Source organism: Mammaliicoccus sp. L-M44 (assembly GCF_022386355.1).
Classification (GTDB): Bacteria; Bacillota; Bacilli; order Staphylococcales; family Staphylococcaceae; genus Mammaliicoccus; species Mammaliicoccus sciuri_A.
The window spans coordinates 23668-43284 of sequence record NZ_JAJNIU010000019.1 but is presented as its reverse complement, the minus strand read 5'-3'; the positions used below and the strand labels follow the sequence as shown (position 1 = coordinate 43284).

Here is a 19617-nt window from a genome sequence, read left to right as displayed (position 1 = left end):
AAAGAGGGGTTAAACGAATGAAGACACGTTTAAAAAACACGAAAATGTTCGGTTTGCTTGCTACTTTGCTGTTTGTATTAGCAGGTTGTGGACAAAAACATTTATCAGTACTTCACCCAGCTGGTGAAGTTGCTGATAAACAATTCTTTTTACTAATGCTTTCAATAGGCATTATGTTGCTAGTTATTATTGTAGTTGTTGTTATATTCTTATTTGCAATGATTAAATTCCGTCGTAAAAAATTAGGTGAAGATTATGTACCTAAAGACGTTGAAGGAAATCATAAATTAGAATTGGTTTGGACAATCATCCCAATCATTTTACTTATTATTCTAGCAATTCCTACTGTAATGCTTACGTTCTCACTTGGAGATACGAAAGCAATCGACAAAGTAGATGAAAAAGGTAAAAGTAAAGAACTTGTTATTGATGTAACTGCTAACCTTTATTGGTGGGAGTTTAGTTATCCAAATGAAAAAATTGTTACCAGCCAAGAACTGGTTGTACCAACAGATAAGAAAGTTTACTTCAGATTACACTCAGCTGATGTTAAACACTCATTCTGGGTACCAGCAGTTGGAGGAAAATTGGATACTAACGTAGAAGGTATTAATAAATTCTACTTAAAATTCGATGATAAAAGAGCTAAAGAAGTCAAAAATCTATTCTATGGTAAGTGTGCTGAGTTATGTGGACCATCACATGCTTTAATGGACTTTAAAGTGAAAGCCCTACCACAAGATGATTTTGATAAATGGGTTAAAGATATGAAAGACGTTAAAAAACCTGTAGCCGCTACTTCTAGCCAAGCTAAAGAGGGTGAAAAGGTATTTAACAAATCATGTGCAGGATGTCACGCTGTTACACCAACTGGAGATGGCGCTAAAGGCCCTAACTTAACTAACTTTGGTGATCGTGATTTAATTGCAGGATACTTAAAACATGATGAAGAAAATCTTAAAAAATGGATTAAAGACCCAGAAAGCGTTAAACCTGGTAATAAGATGACTGGTCAATATAAAGTTTCTGATGAAGACATTGACGCTTTATCTGCCTACTTAATGGAAAGAAAAGTTGATAAGTAAGAATTGAAAGGGAGGTTACTCTAGTGTCTACTCAAAGTAAAAAGGGGTTTGGATCGACTATTTGGGACTATTTAACAACAGTCGACCACAAAAAAATTGCTATTTTGTATTTAATTGCTGGGGGATTATTCTTTGCTATCGGTGGTATCGAAGCAATGTTAATTCGTATCCAGTTAGCAGTTCCAGAAAACGACTTTGTTACAGCTGGACTGTTTAATGAAATTATCACAATGCATGGTACAACAATGATATTCTTAGCCGCAATGCCTTTACTATTCGGTTATATGAACGCAGTTGTTCCGTTACAAATTGGTGCACGAGATGTTGCATTTCCATTCTTAAATGCATTAGGTTTCTGGTTATTCTTCTTCGGTGGAATATTCTTAAACTTATCATGGATTTTAGGTGGAGCACCTAACGCAGGTTGGACATCTTATGCAAGTTTATCTTTAGAATCTGCAGGGCATGGTATTAACTTCTATGCTCTAGGGTTACAAATCTCTGGTGCTGGTACATTAATTGCTGGTATTAACTTTGTAGCTACAATCGTTAACATGAGAGCACCTGGTATGACGTATATGCGTATGCCATTAATGACTTGGACAACATTTGTTGCTTCTACATTAATCGTATTTGCATTCCCACCATTAACTATCGGTATTTTCTTATTAATATTCGATAGAATGTTTGGTACATCATTCTTTGTTGCATCTCAAGGTGGTAACACAATTATTTGGGAACATTTATTCTGGATCTTTGGACACCCAGAAGTTTACATTTTAGTATTACCAGCGTTTGGTATATTCTCTGAAATTATACCTGTATTTGCTAGAAAACGTTTATTCGGTTATTCAGCGATGGTATTCGCTACAGTATTAATCGGTTTCTTAGGATTCATGGTTTGGGCTCACCACATGTTCACTGTAGGTTTAGGTCCAGTAGCTAACGCTATATTCGCTGTTGCAACAATGGCAATTGCTGTTCCAACCGGTGTTAAAATATTCAACTGGTTGCTGACTGTATGGGGCGGTAGCGTTGAATTCACAACACCTATGTTATATGCGTTATTCTTTATTCCATCATTCGTTATGGGTGGGGTAACAGGTGTCATGCAAGCATCAGCACCAGCTGACTATCAATTACATGACTCATACTTTATCGTTGCTCACTTCCACTACGTAATTGTTGGTGGTGTAGTATTCGCATTATTAGCTGGTTTACATTATTGGTTCCCGCTAATAGCTGGTAAAATGTTAAGTGAAAAATTAGGTAAAGTAACATTCTGGTTATTCTTTATTGGTTTCCATTTAACATTCTTAATTCAACATTTCTTAGGACTATGGGGTATGCCACGTCGAGTATTTACATACTTACCTGGTCAAGGGTATGACATACCAAACTTAGTATCAACAATTGGTGCGCTATTCATGGCAGTAGCTGTTATTACTGAAGTAATCAATGTAATCATGACATTAGCTAAAGGTGAAAAAGTTGGAAAAGATGCTTGGGGAGACGGTCGTACATTAGAATGGGCGTTACCAGTACCAACACCTCATTATAACTTTGCACAAACACCATTAGTTCGTGGATTAGATGCATTATGGATTGAAAAAACTCAAGGTGACGGAAAAATTCTTCCAGCTGAATCTTTAGATGAGATTCATATGCCTAATAATTCATTTATTCCATTTATGCAAGCATTCGGTTTATTCGTAGCTGCATTCGGTGCTTTATACTTTGCAGATGGTAAAGAATGGGCTTTAGATGCAGTTAAAGATTTACATGAAAAACCATGGGCAGTATACGTATTGATTCTTGGTTTAGGTATTACTGCAGGAAGTATGATTGTAAGATCACTTAAAGATGATCACGGTCATCATATTTCTAAAGAAGAGTTATTAGAGTATGAAAGGGGTGAGCGTTAATGTCACATGAAGAAGCAAAATTTACAGCTGACAATTGGCCAAACCATCCTGAAACAGCATCTATGGAAGGTAAGAACAAACTCGTAGGATTTTGGGTGTTCTTAGGTGGAGAGGTTGCATTATTCGCATCACTATTCGCTACTTACTTAGCACTAAAAGATGCTGTACCAAGTGAAGATCATTTATTAGCTAAAGATTTATTCCATTTACCATTAGCGTTCGTAATGACGATGTTATTATTAACATCATCTCTAACAAGTGTTTATGCTTTATATCATATGCGTAATTTCAATGCTAAAGGATTATTCCTTTGGATTGGTATTACAATATTGTTAGGATTAGGATTCTTAGGATTAGAAATTTATGAATTCGTTGAGTATGTACATCAAGGTCATACATTCCGTTCAAGTGCATTCGGTAGTGCCTTCTACTTCTTAGTAGGAACACACGGATTCCACGTACTTATAGGTTTAGTATGGTTAACATTACTCATCTTCCGTAATAGAGCTAGAGGATTAAGTATTTATAATGCACATAAATTTAATACTGCTGCTTTATATTGGCACTTCATTGACGTTGTATGGGTGTTTATCTTTACAGTAGTATACTTGATGGGAGCGTTAGGATAATATGAGTCAACAATTAAATCATGACGCACAAGCACTTAGAGATTATAAGAAGCGTAAAAGTACAAAAGAAATGCGTATGCAAGTTACAAACTTCGCTATTATGATTTTTGTTACTTTTATTGCTTTCGCATTAGTTGCTGCTGAACTTCCTAAAGAGTTCGTTATACCGGTTATTTTAGGATTAGCAGTACTACAAGTTGTATTACAATTCTATTATTTCATGCATATGAAAGCTGAAAAGCATGGTATATCAAAATTATTTATGATTACGGGTGTATTCTTCGGATTATCGTTCGTTGTAACATTTATTTACATCGTATGGTTAGGTGATCCATTATTCGTAAAAACAAAATAATTTATAAAAGACTCGAGAACTTTGTTATATAAGTTCTCGAGTCTTTTTATTTGGTCATATCATTGTCATAACTATTTACATTGTTGGGTTGTTTAACGGTTCATTAAATTTTATAATAAAAGTAATGACTAAGTGGGGAAGTGTAAAGAGATGGGTAACTTAACCTCAATATCTATATTCGGTTTTTGGGCAAACTGGACGCCATTCTTCTTTGTAGGCGTATTATGTGTAATTATCTTATACTTTTTGATTTGTGGAAAATGGTATAAAGATATACCGGGTGGAAGACCTTTAAGAAAAGGTGAAGCGACACTTTTCGTTATCTTAATGTTAACGATATACTTTTTAGAAGGTGGACCTATTGATCTGCTTTCACATATCATATTTAGTTTCCATATGTTGCAAATGGCTTTATTATTTTTAATTGTAGTTCCCTTGCTGTATTTTGCTATCCCAGAATACATCATCAAATATGTGGAAGAACTACCTGTAATTAATAAGATTGTTAAATTATTTACAAAGCCGATATTAGCAATTTTTCTTTTTAACGGTTTATTCTCTGTATATCATATACCACTTGTGTTAGATACATTAAAACAAGATCTAGTTTTGCATGAGTTATATACGATTATTTTATTCATAAGTGCATGGTTTATGTGGCATCCAATATTTAACAAACATATTCCTGAAGAACTGCACATGAGTAACATTAAGAAAATCTTATATATCTTCTTTATCGGTGTGCTGTTAACACCTTCATGTGGACTTATCATATTTAGTGGAACTGCAATGTATGAAACATACACGTCAGGTAAAGCATGGCTTGGTGCGATGACTTTATGTGTACCAGCTGATACGTTAAATACAGTAGTCCAAGGAACAGGATTATCTGGTCCAGAATACTTCACGAATTTCACGCCATTAGAAGATCAGCAAACAGGTGGCGTCATCATGAAAGTTATGCAAGAAATCGTGTTTGGTATTTATTTATATATCATTTTCATGAGATGGTTTAGATATGAGAGAAAAAATGAAAAGCAAATCACTGAAGATAGCTTGAGAAAATTACAAGAGCAAAAAGCATTATATAATCAATTTAGATAGGATGTATGAAAATGAATTTACCAATTTTACCGACAATAAGTACAACTTTCATCGTATTAAGCGCAATTTTAGTTGCTATCGGATGGTACTTTATTGCACAACGAAAAATTGAAACACATAAAAAATTTATGATATCTGCTGCAGTTTCTGCAGTCGTATTCTTTACCATTTATGCTAGTAGAACAGTATTTATTGGAAATACTTCATTTGGTGGACCGGATAATATCAAAATTTATTATACAATTTTCTTGATTTTCCATATAACACTAGCGACTGTCGGGGCTGTGATGGGGATTTATACGATTTATTTAGGTTGGACGAACAAACTGGATAGACACCGTAAATTTGGGCCAGTAACATCTATTATTTGGTTCTGTACAGCTATTACAGGTGTTGCCGTTTATTTATTATTATATGTGTTCTATCATGGTGGCGATACAACATCTATGATAAAAGCAATTTTAGGACATTAAATTAAAACCTCTCAATCCGTTTATAAACGGATTGAGAGGTTTTTTGCATATATTATATTTTAAAGTCTGTTTTTATAAGACCAGATTCTAGTATCGTTTTGATAACGATTAAGAATAATGGTCCGATAAAGAATCCAATAAAGCCTAGTAATTTTAAACCGATAAACATGGATATTAAAGTAGGTAATGGAGATAAACCGACACCTGTACCGAATATTTTAGGTTCTAATATTTTTCTTTGAACGAGTAATATAACAGATAGTATAATCAGCTGAATACCGAGCGTCGGATCTCCAACTATGTAAGCATAAATTGCCCACGGAATTGTAAAACCTGTTGCGCCAATAATCGGTAAGATATCTATGAACCATATAAATAAACTGATAATAAACGCTGAATCTACACCAATGATTAGTAGACCGACGTAAGTAAATAACCAAGTAATAAAGCTTAATACAACTGTAGCAGATATCATACCAATAATAGAATGACCTATTTTATTGTATATTTTATAAACTTCATGATAAGTCGATGGATATAGATGTTGTTTAATAAATTTATGAATATTTGGTATTTCTAGCATAAATAAGAACAATGCTACAAGAAACACAACAACACTAATAATGAAACCTGGTAAAGAAGACACAACTTCTGTTATATTTTCAACGCTTAAATAATTTGCAATTGAATCTCTTAATGAAGCAACAAAGTTCTGCAGTTCTTTGTTGATAGTAACTGCCATTTCATCCGGTAAAATAGCTTTCATTTTGTCGTTATATTGTTCAATTACAGTGATGAGTATATTAATTTTATTAGGTAAATCTTTAATAAATAGTACAATCTGGTCTATTAATTTTGTTAAAAATAAAAATATAACAAATCCTGTTATCGTAAGGAGTAACGTATAAATAATCGTTACGCTCCATTTCCGGCTTTTAATTTTATGTGTAAGTTTATTAACGAGCGGATTGAGTGCTAATGCGATAACAAGTGCTGTTATTAAAGGTATTGATATCGGTAAAATGAAATAAATAAATAGAATAGATAAAACTATAATGATAAATATGCTTATGTTTCGTTTGTTTATCCATTTTTTCATAATGATGACCTCTTTGCTCATTTATATATAAATAAAGAGACGTGAAATATCACGTCTCTACTCTGTTAGTATTATTTTAATTAATGCGCACCTAATGTATTTAATGCATTAATATCTGATGTGATACGTTCAATTAATAAGTTACAATGTGCAACTAAGTTATCTGGGTAAACTTCATCATCTCCGTATTCTACACCTGTTGGATAGTAGTGTTTACCGAGATATGGATCCATTAATTGAATTGTTGCGTTATTGGCACCAATGTCCCCTTTAAGTGCATAACCTGGAATTCTTAGGTAATAGACGCCTTCACTTATTTCATATTTAAAATCATAAGTAATACGCTCATAATCCCAATGTCCTCCAGCAATAAAACCATGTTTATTCATAACATCTTTTAATAGCTCTTGTTCAATGATAACCTTTTCAAGACCTGTATTATCAAATACCATGTATTTTTCCTCCCTCTAAGTACCTTTAAGTTTATTTTATGATAAAAGCGCCAATGTTGCAATGTACATTTATATTTAACAAATATGACAACATTTCGATTGATTTAGGTAAATGTTTTCCTGTAAAATGATATAATTGAATATAGGAATAAATGAGGAGGTAAATAGTTGAAAAATATTATCATAAAAGTTGTAGCAATAACTATTTTAATCATTGTACTCTTTTATTTATTCTATTCACCTAAATTAGAATTTGATGTTTTAAAGAATCCTAACTACTCTCATGATAAAGCAAATGAGAATTATTATGAGCAACAAGCTGAAAAATCAACTGGCAATGCAAAGTTGAAAGAAGGCGTAGGTACATATGTCTATAAAAATATTAAAGAAGTCATAAATGATTTAGGACAACCAGATAGGGTATATAAGGCAGAGCACGGTAGAAAGAATTATGTCTTTAAAAATAAAGAGCATTATTATTTAATATCTACTAAAAATGATAAAGTCTCTTCAGTATTTGCTACAGGAAATAAAGTGAATGTTTCACCAATTAAAATGAAACAAGATGCAACAAAGCTTTTTAATGGTACAAATATAGATATGGAACCAGTTGTTGAAAGTACATATGGTAAATATCAATTAGAATTATCTGAACGTGATATCAAGACACAATTATTGATTAAATATGGTAATGTTTATACACAAGTCTTAATTGATAGTGAAACAAATGAAGTGATGGGCGTACAGTTTATGGATTCAGATGTTGTCATTGAAAACGCACCTTTTTCAATGTCTAAAATAAAAGGTGATAAAGAGCACAAACTTAAGAGAACAGACAAACAAGACTTTCAAGCTCATATAAATAAAGATTTATCACTTCTTGAAATCGTTAATGAAATTAGAGAAATGAAAGATGTCAAACCATTACAGATTAATGATCAACTTACGTATATAACACAAATGGAAGCAGATTTAATTGAAGATGATATCGATGAAGAAGAGGCAGTTAAATCCCTAGAAGACGGCATCACAAAACATATCAATAATCAAAAAATTGAATATGAGTCCATTAACCAAAATTTAGCTTACAATTTCTATGATGTACCAACATTAATCAATAGCTGGTTAAACAACAACACGTATAGAGAAAAGTTATTAGGTAGTCAATATGATGAATTTGGTGCTGGTAATTCTCGCGAATACTATTCACTTGTTTTCAAAGAAAATAAAGAATAAGGGGGAATCATATTATGTTTACTGCAGAAACAGTTGATATACTTGATCAATCAGATGAACTAAGCGCATGTATTAAAGATTCATATATTTATCAAGAATATATCGAAGCAAAACATCAACTTGAAACAAATTTTGAAGTTAAAATATTAAGACAAAAATTTGATCAAATAAAATCACATTATGATGATTGTTTAAGATTTGGTAGATATCATCCTGATTACAGTAGGGTCATGAAAGAAACAAGACAACAAAAGAGAGCATATGAAATGCATCCAGTTGTTTCTGAATTTAAGACTAAAGAAACTGCGCTTCAAGATTTATTAGATGAAGTGATTAGCATTGTTTCTTATTCAGTTTCTAGCAATGTTAAAGTGGATACGGGTAATCCATTCTTTAGTAGTGAGTCACATGGTGGCGGTTGTTCTACTGGTGGTTCTTGTGGATGTTCAACATAACATAAAAAAAGCTTTCCATTTGTCATTTGACAGATGGAAAGCTTTTTAAATTAGTATTGTTTTTTTATTAAGAAGTGTGCAGTATCTGGGCGATCAGTTACAATCGTATGCGCGCCTTTTTGGATTAAATCATCCATTGTATCGATTTGATTTACAACCCAATAAGCAACAGATATATTGAGTGATGTTAAAAATTGAATGAAACCTTCTGAGTCTAAAGGAAGGCCTTTAGCTTGTGTTGGTATTTGGAATGTATCAGATTTAGGTTGATACGTATGACCATATCCTGATTGGTAAGCTAAGAACGCTTTAGCCACTTCGCTTTGACCTGTACCTAATGCAATGGAATCTTGAGCATATAAATTAAAGCGATCAATTTGTTCATCATAGAAACTTGTAATATTAACACGGTCTTCAGCTTTAAGGTCTGTAATTAAACGATATAAGTGTGATGGTGCTAAACTACCACTATATGACTCAGGGTGGTCTTTAATATCTATATTTACTAAGACATCTGGATATTCAGTTAATAACTCTTTTAAAGTGACGATTTTAGCTTTTGCATCTCCTCTATAAGGGTGCTCGTTATTAATATCTTTGAAGTGGTATCCGAAATCTAATTGGCGAAGTTCTTCTAATGTATGATCACCTACATAGCCTGAACCGTTACTTGTACGATCAACAGTGTCATCATGTGTTACGACAAGTACTTCATCTTTAGTAAGTCGAACGTCTACTTCAAATCCAGTTACTTCGTATTTGAGTGCATGATCAAAAGCTAAGCGTGTATGTTCTGGTCTTAACGCCATGCCTCCACGATGAGCGAATACATAAGGAGCTGGTTGTGTAAAGAATGGTTTAATCGTACGTGGTTTAACGTTTGATGTTGCTTTTGTCACAATCCAAGAACCCGCAACAATGCCTCCGATAAGACCTGTTGTTTTCAATAAATTAATTTTTGACATGTTATCCTATCCTTTCGAAATGCAAATAAAGACTTATATATATTCTATCAAATTGATTTAAGATAAGAAAGCAAGTCACATACGCTTGAAGTTATCTTCTTTCATCATTTTATAGAAAGTGCTAATATAAAAATAAAAAGCGTTAGGAGGTTATTTTGATGGAATTAGTAGAACGAATCAGTATTGTCGTATATTTAAAGAATATGAAACACGAACGACAATTACGCAAGTTTGGTAATATATACTTTGCACATAGAAAAGAACAATACGTCATGTTATATACAAATGAAGATAAAATAGACGATACTGTTCAACATTTAATGAAACTAAAATATGTTAAAGATGTAAAAGTTTCACCATTTAAATATGTTAAAAGAGATTACTCTAATTCAAATACGGACAAAAAAGAGTATTTAAACTTTTAACTATTGAAGCGGTGGTAAATATCTTTCAAGTCTTAATACACCTTTTAAATAGGCGAAGTAAAGTTCATCTTCAGCGAAATCAGCACGTGATTTAACATCAAGACCTTTAACTTGTATATGATATGCATTAGCCCATTCATTGATTAAATCGAATTTCTTATTTGAATCAGGGTATGGATATTTAATACCTTCCATTATCATGTAAATCGCTTGAAAATGTTGACCTTTAGTAGGCTTCATAATGATACAAGCTGAAGATAGTTTCTCCTTAGATAATGGTGTATGTAACATAATAATGTCGGAAATACGTTCATGGTTATATTCGATTAATGTTTGAAATTCAAATAAATCAGTTAGACCATGACCGATGACGATAAATGATTGTTTCATTTTTATAAACCTCGTTTTCATTTAAATATTATATGGATAAGTATAAATAATAATTAATAATAAAGAAAGTGATGATTAACATTGAGAGTAATAGGTGGAAAATACAAGAGACTTCATATAAAAACAATAGATGGTCAATCAACGAGACCGACAACAGATAAAGTGAAAGAGAATATCTTTAATGGCCTTCAAGAATTAGAAGGTATTGGGTTAGATTTGTTTGCCGGTAGCGGAGGACTTGGTATCGAAGGATTGTCTAGAGGTTTAGATAAAGTGATTTTTGTGGACGGTAATTTCAAAGCAACTAAAATGATAAAAGAAAATTTAAACACATTACATATACCTGAAACTCAATACGAAGTATATAAAAATGATGCAATTAGAGCGTTAAAAGCTTTAAATAAACGCGATATTAAGTTTGATTATATATTTCTAGATCCACCATATAGAAAATCGCTTATAGATCAATCATTAGAAAAAATTCAAGCGTTTGACTTATTAAATGTAAATGGTACAATAATTTGCGAATTTGATAAAAGTGAAGACATAGATACGGGTGCGTTCAAAGTTCTTAAAAAGTATGAATATGGACTGACGCATGTTATGTTGCTAACAAAAGGAGAAGACAATGACTAAGAGAATAGCAGTTGTTCCAGGTAGCTTTGATCCAATAACATTAGGACATATTGATATTATTAAGCGTAGTGCTAAAATATTTGATGAGATCCATGTTTCTGTATTGAAAAATAGTTCTAAAAAAGGCTTATTTAGTACTGAAGAGCGTGTTGAATTAATTAAAGAAGCGGTACAAGATGTACCAAACATAGTGGTTCATTCATTTCACGGTTTACTTGTAGACTTTTGTAAAGAAATAAATGCTAACACGATTGTAAGAGGATTAAGAGCTGTTAGCGACTTTGAGTATGAAATGCAATTGACATCTATGAATAAAAAATTAGATGACGACATTGAAACATTATATATGATGACAAATAATAACTATTCATTTATAAGTTCAAGTGTTGTGAAAGAAGTTGCACAATTTGACGGCGATATTTCGGAATTTGTTCCTGAAAATGTGAATAAAGCATTGAAAGAAAAAATTAAAAATAAAGAGTCATAATAAAAAACGCATGCATATGTCATGCGTTTTTTATTATGACTGGTTTATTAAAATCAGTATCAGAATCACCTGAAATATATTGATATAAATCTGTTGCTTTAATTTCATTAGTGAAGTGAGTAGCTGTTTGTTTATTAACATTTGTAACGATAGGTAATGGACATGATTCTTTAATAGATTTTAAATATGCTTGTCCTTTTTTAGTCATTGCAAGTACACGTATGGCAGTTGGATTATATTCAGAAACTTGTTCGTTCGTAACGTTTAACAAAATGGCGGTTAACAAGCGTTGTATTCGTGTCCATGTATATCGCTTAGATTTGAGCTTTTGGACAAATATTTCAAAGTTCGTACTATCTTTAATTTCTTTTTTAACTTTATATTCTAATCCTTCAGTCATCATATATATGTCTCGCAATTCCTCGTGGGTAGCTCTTAATATTGTCCATTTTAATAATGGGAAAAAGTGATCCCAGTTAACTGCATGAGCGTGCTTTAATATATTTGAACTTGTTGTCGGTAAACTTAATTGATATGTATCGTCCTTTCTGAAATAGGCGTTACGTATAGAAGTTGCACTTGAAATGTGTGTTGTTTCGTTTAAATGAGCATCTAAATACATATTATCTTTTCTTTGAATCGTTGTTGGTTCTATTGCTAAGTTATGTTGCATAATATGTTTCACATATTCAATTGCGAGTAAATTATTTGAACCTTTAAGCATTTGATTATGAGGTATTAATTCTGAAATGATTCTCGGGTGTGATTTTCCTTCTTTCAGCATTTGTTTGTATTTTTCACTTTTAGATACTTGTTCTATTTCTTTAATGACATGTTTAATATCGTCAATATTTCCAGATTCGCTTCCGAATGATAATGTGTCACATCCAAGTTGTTCTGCTATTTGAACACTGCCTTTAGCAAATAAATCACCAGATGATATGGCATATACAAGAGGCAATTCAATGACTAAATCTACATATTGAATGGCCATTTCGGCACGCTTAAACTTACTTAAAATTGCTGGTTCTCCACGCATTGTAAAAGAACCACTCATAATAGAAATAGCAATATCACTTTCGGTTAATTTTCTAGAAGATTCTGCGTGATATACATGCCCATTATGAAATGGATTATATTCTGTTATTAAAGCAACACTTTTCATTTGCATTTCCTCCCATTTCACTTCATCATAAGTATTGTATCAGATAATGAATGTTAAGAAAAAATCTTGACAAACATTGTCGTTAAGGTTACAATAATTTTTGTGTTTGTAAGAGGTGAACCCAGATGAAGTGGTCAATAACACAACTTAAAAAATACCAAAACGAACCATTTACTTTTGATAAAGAAATCGATATGAAATACCTTATTGATAGGGTAGATGAACTTATCGATATATCTCCAATAAAAGTAACAGGAGACGTTCAAGTGCGAATGCATGAGATAATTGTCAATCTTGACATTAATGGTGTATTGACGTTACCATGTGCCCGTACTTTAAAGCCAGTAGAGCTACCATTTGATACTACATCAGTAGAAATATTTGAGCTAGATGAATTTAGTGAAAGTAATAATGATGATGACGAATTGAGACATAAACTCGAAGGCGGCATGATTAATTTATTACCAATCATTGAAGAACTTGTTATTTTAGAGAAACCGTTACAAGTATTCTCTGAAGGTAGCGAAGATATTTCAATGGCAGGCGATGGTTGGGAAGTTATTGGCGAAGATCAAATTGAGTCAACCGAAGATTCAGAACAAGAAACTGAAAAGAAAGTTGATCCAAGACTTCAAAAATTACAACAATTCTTCGATGACGAAAAATAATCGGAAAAGTGTTTATAAAATTTAAGGAGGAATAAGACATGGCAGTTCCAGCTAGAAGAACTTCAAAAACAGCTAAAAGAAAACGTCGTACGCATTTCAAAATCTCAGTACCAGGTATGGTAGAATGTTCAAACTGTGGAGAAATGAAATTATCTCACCGTGTATGTAAAGCATGTGGATCATACAAAGGTAAAGAAGTCGTTTCTAAATAATAATTAATATTTAAACACCTAAACTAAGGTGCTTAAGACTGTCATCAATGTCTTTGACTTTGTTGACAGTCTTTTTTCGTATATAATATTTTTATATCATAATGAGAAGATGAGGCGTTACTATGGAAGAAATTACTTCAGTTCAAAATAATAAAATTAAACAAATGAATAAATTAAAAAAGAAAAAAGAACGAGTTAAACAAGGGCAATTTCTTATTGAAGGTTTTCATTTAATCGAAGAAGCTTATCATAGTCAACTGACTATCGTTTCGTTATTAGCAGTAGATTATGCAAGAGTTGATGAGAAAATTGTTGAATATGCAAAGGAAGCATATGTCATTAATTTTAAAGTAGCAGAATCATTATCTGACACAACGACACCTCAAGGTATATTTGCGGTTGTTGAAATGCCTACATACGAAACGAGTAATTTTAAACAAGTCCTTGTATTAGATAGAGTACAAGATCCGGGTAATATGGGCGCGTTGATTCGTAACGCTGACGCTGCAGGTATGGACGCTGTTATTTATTCAAAAGGTAGTGCAGACCCGTATCAAGATAAAGTATTACGTGCTTCACAAGGTAGTGTCTTTCATTTACCAGTTGTTGAGCAAGATATATTTGAATTTATGGAACAATTTGATGGCGAAACTTATGGTACAAGTCTTCAAAATGCAATAGAATATCGAGAAGTCAAAAGTCATTCAAACTTTGCGTTAATTATGGGGAATGAAGGTGCAGGCGTTGATCCAGAGATACTTGAACAAACGACTAAGAATCTTCATATACCACTATATGGCAAAGCTGAAAGTTTAAATGTAGCTGTATCTTGTGGTATCTTGCTTTATCATTTGAAAGGTTGACCAATTATATAATATTTAATATAATGATTTCATAATCAATATGAGCTTACAAAAGGACGTAAATTAATGTTTACACATGACAAGGGAATGGATTCGAGACTGAAAAATCCTATGTTGTAACTTAATTTTTTTCATCTTTTTAGCTACTTAAAGAAATTTAAGTCGGAATGTAGATCCGTTATCAACATATAAGTGTATGCATAACTATGTATAAATTTGGGTGGTACCACGGAAGACTTCGTCCCTCTATATTTGAGGAGGCGGAGTCTTTTTTTCGACCAAAATAGGAGGATATATATGTCATTACGAGAAAAGTTATCTGAATTAAGACAAGATGCGCTTGTAAGAATTAATGAAGCAAAAGCAGAAAGATCATTACAAGACGTGAAAGTAAATTATTTAGGTAAAAAAGGCGTGATTACGGGCCTTATGAAAGAAATGAAAGAATTACCTAAAGAAGAAAGACCAGAATTTGGTCAACTTGTGAACGAAGTACGTAAAGCTGTTGAGAAAGAAATCGAAGCTAAACAAGTACTTTTAGAAGAGGAAGCATTAAACCAACAATTAGAGAATGAAACAATCGATGTAACGTTGCCTGGTAGAAAAGTAAGTTTAGGTGCGAAACATCCATTAACTAAAATCAATGAAGATTTAGAAGATTTATTTATTGGTTTAGGTTATGAAATCGTTGAAGGATATGAAGTAGAATCTGACTATTATAACTTTGAAGCACTTAATTTACCAAAGTCTCATCCAGCACGTGATATGCAAGATACTTTTTATATTTCAGAAGAAATCTTAATGCGTACACATACATCTCCTGTACAAGCGAGAACTTTAGAAAAACGTAATGGTGTTGGACCAGTTAAAATTATCTGTCCAGGTAAAGTTTACCGTAGAGACTCTGATGATGCGACGCACAGTCATCAATTTACGCAAATTGAAGGTTTAGTCGTAGCTGAAAATATCAAGATGAGTGACTTAAAAGGAACATTAGAATTATTAGCACGTAAATTATTTGGTAAAGATCGTGAAATTAGATTAAGACCAAGTTTCTTCCCATTCACTGAACCGTCAGTTGAAGTAGATGTGTCATGTTTCAAATGTAAAGGTAAAGGATGTAACGTTTGTAAACAAACAGGTTGGATAGAAGTTCTTGGTTCAGGAATGGTACATCCAAATGTGTTAGAAATGGCAGGCTTTGATTCAAATAAATATTCTGGATTTGCTTTTGGTTTAGGACCAGACAGAATGGCAATGTTGAAATATGGAATTGAAGATATTAGACATTTCTATACAAATGACGTGAGATTTTTAGAACAATTTAAGCCTGTAGAAGATGGTGGTGAAGCATAATGTTAGTAAGTAAAGAGTGGTTAAGTGAATATATAAATATAGATGCTAATACTGAAGATTTAGCTGAGAAAATTACAAGAAGCGGTATTGAAGTTGATAGTGTTACACATTATGGAGACGATATTAAAAAATTAGTCGTTGGACATGTGCTTTCAAAAGAGAAACATCCAGAAGCTGATAAACTGAATATTTGTAAAGTGGATGTCGGTGAAGAAGAACCCGTACAAATCGTTTGTGGTGCACCAAATGTAGATAAAGATCAATATGTCATCGTTGTAAGAGTAGGTGGTCGTTTACCTGGTGGCGTTAAAATTAAAAGAGCTAAATTACGTGGTGAAGTATCAGAAGGTATGATTTGTTCATTACAAGAAATAGGTATTGATCCAAATGTGATGCCTAAAAAATATGCAGATGGCATTTACGTCTTCTCAAACGAACCAACACCTGGTAGTGATGCACTAGAAGCATTACTATTAAATGACGATGTATTAGACTTTGATTTGACACCAAATAGAGCAGACTGTTTAAGTATGCTTGGTGCTGCGCATGAAGTGAGTGCATTATATGGCAATGACATACAATACCCAAATACTTCTTTAGATGAATCTGAAGAGAAAGCTAGTCAATCATTATCAGTGACTGTTCAAGATCAAGAAGGTGTTCCATTTTATGCAGCTAGAGTTGTTAAAAATGTAACAATTGCACCATCTCCGTCATGGATGCAGTCTAGATTAATGAAAGCTGGCATCCGTCCAATTAACAACGTGGTAGATGTTTCGAACTACGTACTTTTAGAGTATGGTCAACCGTTACACATGTTTGATCAAGATCAAATTGGTTCAGATCAAATTGTTGCACGTTATGCACATGAAAATGAAAAAATCACAACATTAGATAATGTTGAAAGAGAACTACTAACTTCAGACCTTGTTATAACAAACGGTGAAGAACCAATTGCAATCGCTGGTGTCATGGGTGGCGATTTCTCAGAAGTTACAGAAAACACTCAAAATGTCGTAATCGAAAGTGCATTATTTAATGCTACAAATGTTAGACAAACATCAAGACGATTAGGTTTAAGAAGTGAAGCTTCAAGCAGATTCGAAAAAGGTATTGCGAGTGAAAGAGTACTCGACGCTTTAGATAGAGCAGCAAAATTATTACAAGATATTGCTGGTGGAACTGTGTTAAGTGAAGTTGTATCAGACGGTACTTTACCAGAATTGTCTCGTACGATAGACATTACAACACAAGATGTTAACCAATTAATCGGTTTTGATCTTTCTACAGATGAAATTAATACAATATTTAATCGTTTAGGATTTGAAACGATTGTCTCTGAAGATGCCTTTAAAGTAGAAGTGCCATCTAGAAGAAATGATATTTCAATTAAAGCAGACTTAATCGAAGAGGTTGCGCGTATTTACGGATATGATCAATTACCTTCGACATTACCAAACTTTGATAATGCAACTGCTGGCTATTTAACAGATAACCAATTGAAAACACGAAAAGTTAAAGAAATTCTTGAAGGTGCTGGTTTAGATCAAGCGATTACGTATTCATTAGTTCGTAAAGATGTTGCTCAAAACTATACTTTAGAACAACAAGAAGTTGTAGAACTTATGATGCCTATGAGTGAAGATCAAGCTGTATTACGTCAAAGTTTATTACCTAGATTAGTTGACGCTACACGTTATAACGTTGCGCGTAAGAATAAAAACGTTGCATTATATGAACTTGGTAAAGTGTTCTATAGTAACGGAAAAGATCAATTACCAACAGAAGTTGAATTTTTAAGTGGTATTTTAACAGGACAATATACAGGTAATAAATGGCAACAAAAAGATGAACCTGTTGATTTCTTCTTAGTAAAAGGAATTGTAGAACGTATTGCAGAACAATTAAACTTAACGTTCACTTATGAAGCGACGACATTAAACTTATTACATCCAGGTAGAACAGCATACGTTAAATTAAATGATGAAGTTGTTGGTTTAATAGCAGAATTACATCCGAAAGTTGAAAAAGAAAATGACTTAGACCGCACTTATGTGTTTGAGTTAAACTTCACAAAAATCTTAGGACAACCTGTTGGCAAAATTGAATACGAAGCGATTCCTAAATTCCCAGGAGTTTCAAGAGATATTGCACTTGTCGTTAACACAGAAGTTACGGCAGCTACACTTATTCATACAATCAATGAAAATGGTGCAGATATATTAAATAACGCAGAAGTATTTGACGTTTACGAAGGCGAACATATGGAACCAGGCAAGAAATCGGTCGCAATTCGCTTAGATTATTTAGACGTTAATGAAACATTGACAGAAGATAAAGTTTCCGCAGTACATGAGCAAATCTTAACAGCATTAGAACAAAATGGTGCGACATTAAGAGCATAAGATATATAAATAAAAAACACAGCAATCTGAAGGATCATATCAGATTGCTGTGTTTTTATATTATTTTTTTCGGTTGTTTGTAGAATTTGTCAGTTGTTTACCGATAAACCAAATTAAATAGCAAATAATGATTAGAGCAAGAATGACTTGCCAACTGAATGTAATAAGCAACATATTAATTTCTCCTTTTTCGATTAATAAGGTCTAATACTTTATCTCTATTTTTAAAATGTGTTTTCGTAATGTTATCTAACTGTTGCATGTCATATTTTTGGACGATTTTTGCTGCTTCTAGATCTACTTTATTACTTGCGCCTTTAGGAATAATGACATTTAAAGATTTTGCTAATTGATCCATGTGTTTAACAAATGCATATCTTGCGATAATACTTGCTGCAGCAATTGCGATAGATTTTGATTCACCTTTTGTTTCAAAGTGTGTAATGTCTTTACGTGGCATTTGACCAATAATGTATCGTTCATAAGTGCTTGCTTGTACAAACTGGTCAATCACAATTTGTTCTAATTCTTGTTCGTCGATTCGTGTGATGACATTTTTAATAGCTTGATTGTGAAGGACTGCTTTCATTTTAACTTGACTCCAACCTTCTGCTTGCTTTGTATTGTAGTTGGGATTATCAAGTACAATTAGAGAATGAGGGCATATTTGTATAATTTGTTCAGCTAGTTCTACAATTTTAGGATCAGTTAAAGACTTGGAGTCCATTACACCAATTTCTTTTAATATTTTAGCGTTTTGTTTAGATACGTATGCTGCACATACTGTGAGTGGGCCAAAATAATCGCCACTGCCTGCTTCATCACTACCAATTGTATTATGTATATCAAATTCATATTTTTTTGGAGCTGGTGTTGCTTTAGATGGTGATGACGTTATGTTTTGTTTAAGTACTTCACTTGCTACTTGTTCTGCATCTTTACCTTGGAACATTATTTTTTTTGAACGGTATATTTGGACTTGTGTACTTTTTATTTTTTTGCGGGCTAAAGTGCCAGTTGGTAAGTTCTTTGTTTCCATATTATATTGTTTTATAAGTTGATTGATTGTATTGGAGTCAATTGTTTTTACGATGTTTGCCACTTTTAAGTCCTGCCTTTTTAATTTTTTCTATAAATAGAGTAGCATAAATTTATGATATAAACGAATCTTCTCAAATCAAGTTGGTGGATATTCATACACAAATGAACTTATGTCATGTATAATATAGTAT

At 32.7% G+C, this 19617-nt stretch carries 22 protein-coding genes; 16 read left to right on the top strand and 6 right to left on the bottom strand.

The genetic code is table 11. The features are described 5' to 3' along the window. Window positions 1-17 precede the first annotated feature (17 nt). The 6 genes from coxB to LQ611_RS10815 all read left to right on the top strand — a co-directional run bounded on the left by coxB (window position 18) and on the right by LQ611_RS10815 (window position 5571). Window positions 18-1085: a cytochrome c oxidase subunit II gene (coxB, locus tag LQ611_RS10840; protein WP_025904655.1), complete on the top strand. Its 1068-nt coding sequence runs from the start codon at window positions 18-20 to the stop codon at window positions 1083-1085. 23 nt (window positions 1086-1108) lie between these two features. Then, the gene (ctaD, locus tag LQ611_RS10835) at window positions 1109-3010 is read left to right on the top strand and encodes a cytochrome c oxidase subunit I (RefSeq protein WP_025904654.1); all 1902 of its coding nucleotides are present in this window, start codon (window positions 1109-1111) and stop codon (window positions 3008-3010) included. Next, window positions 3010-3639 (top strand): cytochrome c oxidase subunit 3, encoded by a 630-nt coding sequence (locus LQ611_RS10830; RefSeq protein ID WP_025904653.1) that lies wholly within the window; start codon window positions 3010-3012, stop codon window positions 3637-3639. The genes ctaD and LQ611_RS10830 overlap by 1 nt, the downstream gene beginning before the upstream one ends. A gap of 1 nt (window position 3640) precedes the next feature. Continuing rightward, a complete protein-coding gene (locus LQ611_RS10825; protein ID WP_025904652.1) occupies window positions 3641-3994 on the top strand; it encodes a cytochrome C oxidase subunit IV family protein in 354 nt (117 codons plus the stop codon). Window positions 3995-4144: 150 nt separating this feature from the next. After that, on the top strand, window positions 4145-5098 hold the full coding sequence (ctaG, locus tag LQ611_RS10820) for a cytochrome c oxidase assembly factor CtaG (protein WP_025904651.1): 954 nt from the start codon (window positions 4145-4147) through the stop codon (window positions 5096-5098). An 11-nt stretch (window positions 5099-5109) separates the two neighbouring features. Then, window positions 5110-5571, top strand: coding sequence for a DUF420 domain-containing protein (locus LQ611_RS10815; protein ID WP_180991487.1), 462 nt, complete (start codon window positions 5110-5112; stop codon window positions 5569-5571). Window positions 5572-5623: 52 nt separating this feature from the next. On the opposite strand, the gene ytvI is transcribed toward LQ611_RS10815, so the two are convergent. Together ytvI and LQ611_RS10805 are read right to left on the bottom strand one after the other, a co-directional pair. Beyond that, window positions 5624-6670 carry a sporulation integral membrane protein YtvI gene (gene ytvI, locus LQ611_RS10810; RefSeq protein ID WP_107590752.1) on the bottom strand — a complete coding sequence of 349 codons (1047 nt, stop codon included), beginning with the start codon at window positions 6668-6670 and terminating at the stop codon, window positions 5624-5626. A gap of 80 nt (window positions 6671-6750) precedes the next feature. Then, a complete protein-coding gene (locus LQ611_RS10805) occupies window positions 6751-7122 on the bottom strand; it encodes a YugN family protein (RefSeq protein WP_025904648.1) in 372 nt (123 codons plus the stop codon). A gap of 168 nt (window positions 7123-7290) precedes the next feature. Here LQ611_RS10805 and LQ611_RS10800 point away from each other — a divergent pair, with 168 nt between their 5' ends. Next, complete coding sequence (locus tag LQ611_RS10800) at window positions 7291-8358, top strand: CAP-associated domain-containing protein (RefSeq protein ID WP_025904647.1); 1068 nt, start codon at window positions 7291-7293, stop codon at window positions 8356-8358. A 14-nt stretch (window positions 8359-8372) separates the two neighbouring features. After that, entirely contained in the window at window positions 8373-8813 is a 441-nt protein-coding gene (locus LQ611_RS10795) for a YlbF/YmcA family competence regulator (protein WP_037587470.1), read from the top strand. Between the two features lie 50 nt (window positions 8814-8863). Here the strand turns inward: LQ611_RS10795 and LQ611_RS10790 are convergent, their stop codons facing one another. Further along, entirely contained in the window at window positions 8864-9778 is a 915-nt protein-coding gene (locus LQ611_RS10790; protein WP_049319328.1) for a glycerophosphodiester phosphodiesterase family protein, read from the bottom strand. A gap of 158 nt (window positions 9779-9936) precedes the next feature. On the opposite strand from LQ611_RS10790, the gene LQ611_RS10785 reads away from it, so the two are divergent. Then, window positions 9937-10203 (top strand): DUF2129 domain-containing protein, encoded by a 267-nt coding sequence (locus LQ611_RS10785; RefSeq protein WP_037587474.1) that lies wholly within the window; start codon window positions 9937-9939, stop codon window positions 10201-10203. On the opposite strand, the gene LQ611_RS10780 is transcribed toward LQ611_RS10785, so the two are convergent. Next, window positions 10204-10593: a DUF7147 family protein gene (locus tag LQ611_RS10780; RefSeq protein ID WP_025904643.1), complete on the bottom strand. Its 390-nt coding sequence runs from the start codon at window positions 10591-10593 to the stop codon at window positions 10204-10206. 81 nt (window positions 10594-10674) lie between these two features. Between LQ611_RS10780 and rsmD the strand changes: the two genes are divergently transcribed. Both rsmD and coaD read left to right on the top strand, forming a co-directional pair. After that, the gene (gene rsmD / locus LQ611_RS10775) at window positions 10675-11229 is read left to right on the top strand and encodes a 16S rRNA (guanine(966)-N(2))-methyltransferase RsmD (RefSeq protein ID WP_037587475.1); all 555 of its coding nucleotides are present in this window, start codon (window positions 10675-10677) and stop codon (window positions 11227-11229) included. Beyond that, on the top strand, window positions 11222-11716 hold the full coding sequence (gene coaD / locus LQ611_RS10770; protein ID WP_107590751.1) for a pantetheine-phosphate adenylyltransferase: 495 nt from the start codon (window positions 11222-11224) through the stop codon (window positions 11714-11716). The genes rsmD and coaD overlap by 8 nt, the downstream gene beginning before the upstream one ends. A 19-nt stretch (window positions 11717-11735) precedes the next feature. Here the strand turns inward: coaD and LQ611_RS10765 are convergent, their stop codons facing one another. Then, window positions 11736-12881: a nucleotidyltransferase gene (locus LQ611_RS10765; protein ID WP_119493926.1), complete on the bottom strand. Its 1146-nt coding sequence runs from the start codon at window positions 12879-12881 to the stop codon at window positions 11736-11738. Between the two features lie 125 nt (window positions 12882-13006). Between LQ611_RS10765 and LQ611_RS10760 the strand changes: the two genes are divergently transcribed. The 5 genes from LQ611_RS10760 to pheT all read left to right on the top strand — a co-directional run bounded on the left by LQ611_RS10760 (window position 13007) and on the right by pheT (window position 18385). Further along, complete coding sequence (locus LQ611_RS10760) at window positions 13007-13549, top strand: YceD family protein (RefSeq protein ID WP_025904639.1); 543 nt, start codon at window positions 13007-13009, stop codon at window positions 13547-13549. A 38-nt stretch (window positions 13550-13587) separates the two neighbouring features. Beyond that, window positions 13588-13761 carry a 50S ribosomal protein L32 gene (gene rpmF, locus LQ611_RS10755; RefSeq protein WP_025904638.1) on the top strand — a complete coding sequence of 58 codons (174 nt, stop codon included), beginning with the start codon at window positions 13588-13590 and terminating at the stop codon, window positions 13759-13761. Between the two features lie 122 nt (window positions 13762-13883). Continuing rightward, complete coding sequence (locus LQ611_RS10750) at window positions 13884-14624, top strand: TrmH family RNA methyltransferase (RefSeq protein ID WP_107590748.1); 741 nt, start codon at window positions 13884-13886, stop codon at window positions 14622-14624. A 297-nt stretch (window positions 14625-14921) separates the two neighbouring features. Next, a complete protein-coding gene (pheS, locus tag LQ611_RS10745) occupies window positions 14922-15980 on the top strand; it encodes a phenylalanine--tRNA ligase subunit alpha (RefSeq protein WP_025904636.1) in 1059 nt (352 codons plus the stop codon). After that, window positions 15980-18385: a phenylalanine--tRNA ligase subunit beta gene (gene pheT / locus LQ611_RS10740; RefSeq protein WP_107590747.1), complete on the top strand. Its 2406-nt coding sequence runs from the start codon at window positions 15980-15982 to the stop codon at window positions 18383-18385. Before pheS ends, pheT begins: the two co-directional genes overlap by 1 nt. A gap of 175 nt (window positions 18386-18560) precedes the next feature. Here the strand turns inward: pheT and rnhC are convergent, their stop codons facing one another. Then, on the bottom strand, window positions 18561-19487 hold the full coding sequence (rnhC, locus tag LQ611_RS10735; protein WP_107590746.1) for a ribonuclease HIII: 927 nt from the start codon (window positions 19485-19487) through the stop codon (window positions 18561-18563). Window positions 19488-19617 lie beyond the last annotated feature (130 nt).

Bases quoted from the DNA above. Each gene is read 5' to 3' on its own strand.
- LQ611_RS10765 (WP_119493926.1), bottom strand. From the start codon at position 12,881: ATGAAAAGTGTTGCTTTAATAACAGAATATAATCCATTTCATAATGGG.
- coxB (WP_025904655.1), top strand. From the start codon at position 18: ATGAAGACACGTTTAAAAAACACGAAAATGTTCGGTTTGCTTGCTACT.
- LQ611_RS10790 (WP_049319328.1), bottom strand. From the start codon at position 9,778: ATGTCAAAAATTAATTTATTGAAAACAACAGGTCTTATCGGAGGCATT.
- rpmF (WP_025904638.1), top strand. From the start codon at position 13,588: ATGGCAGTTCCAGCTAGAAGAACTTCAAAAACAGCTAAAAGAAAACGT.
- LQ611_RS10780 (WP_025904643.1), bottom strand. From the start codon at position 10,593: ATGAAACAATCATTTATCGTCATCGGTCATGGTCTAACTGATTTATTT.
- coaD (WP_107590751.1), top strand. From the start codon at position 11,222: ATGACTAAGAGAATAGCAGTTGTTCCAGGTAGCTTTGATCCAATAACA.
- LQ611_RS10825 (WP_025904652.1), top strand. From the start codon at position 3,641: ATGAGTCAACAATTAAATCATGACGCACAAGCACTTAGAGATTATAAG.
- LQ611_RS10785 (WP_037587474.1), top strand. From the start codon at position 9,937: ATGGAATTAGTAGAACGAATCAGTATTGTCGTATATTTAAAGAATATG.
- ytvI (WP_107590752.1), bottom strand. From the start codon at position 6,670: ATGAAAAAATGGATAAACAAACGAAACATAAGCATATTTATCATTATA.
- LQ611_RS10815 (WP_180991487.1), top strand. From the start codon at position 5,110: ATGAATTTACCAATTTTACCGACAATAAGTACAACTTTCATCGTATTA.
- pheT (WP_107590747.1), top strand. From the start codon at position 15,980: ATGTTAGTAAGTAAAGAGTGGTTAAGTGAATATATAAATATAGATGCT.
- LQ611_RS10795 (WP_037587470.1), top strand. From the start codon at position 8,373: ATGTTTACTGCAGAAACAGTTGATATACTTGATCAATCAGATGAACTA.
- LQ611_RS10830 (WP_025904653.1), top strand. From the start codon at position 3,010: ATGTCACATGAAGAAGCAAAATTTACAGCTGACAATTGGCCAAACCAT.
- LQ611_RS10760 (WP_025904639.1), top strand. From the start codon at position 13,007: ATGAAGTGGTCAATAACACAACTTAAAAAATACCAAAACGAACCATTT.
- pheS (WP_025904636.1), top strand. From the start codon at position 14,922: ATGTCATTACGAGAAAAGTTATCTGAATTAAGACAAGATGCGCTTGTA.
- ctaG (WP_025904651.1), top strand. From the start codon at position 4,145: ATGGGTAACTTAACCTCAATATCTATATTCGGTTTTTGGGCAAACTGG.
- LQ611_RS10750 (WP_107590748.1), top strand. From the start codon at position 13,884: ATGGAAGAAATTACTTCAGTTCAAAATAATAAAATTAAACAAATGAAT.
- LQ611_RS10805 (WP_025904648.1), bottom strand. From the start codon at position 7,122: ATGGTATTTGATAATACAGGTCTTGAAAAGGTTATCATTGAACAAGAG.